At 35.2% G+C, this 341-nt stretch carries 1 protein-coding gene; it reads right to left on the bottom strand.

All coding sequences use genetic code 11. The features are described 5' to 3' along the window. The coding region (locus KVT11_RS19615; RefSeq protein ID WP_254636529.1) for a reverse transcriptase domain-containing protein at positions 1–341 on the bottom strand (341 nt) is incomplete at both ends.

The raw sequence follows: 341 nt of genomic DNA, 5'->3' as shown, positions 1-341 counted from the left end.
CTTTTCACTTGTTTTGCTAAATCTTGTTTTGTTTTTTCCAGTGCTTTTGGAGAGATGTGTGTTACTGCAATGTATCGTGTGTTACCGTTCTTCTTACCTTTCTTTACAGCCTTAAGAGTGAAACCTAAGAATTCACTCTGTTGCTTTTTCAGATTGGTTACTTTAGACTTTTCGGTTGAGATAGGCAGTTTTAGACGTTCTTCTAACCACATTTGAGTTGCTTCGAAAATTTTCTCCGCATACCTACGTGTATTTGTAAAGATTTTAAAATCATCTGCGTATCTTACGATATACATTGGTTTCATCTTGGATGTTTTGGATAGACAATATGTTACAGTGTC

Origin of the sequence: Bacillus sp. GbtcB10 (assembly GCF_019091365.1) — a bacterium.
Taxonomy (GTDB): domain Bacteria; phylum Bacillota; class Bacilli; order Bacillales; family Bacillaceae; genus Bacillus; species Bacillus altitudinis.
The sequence above is the reverse complement of the archived record's forward strand: the minus strand, read 5'-3'. Positions and strand labels throughout refer to the sequence as shown.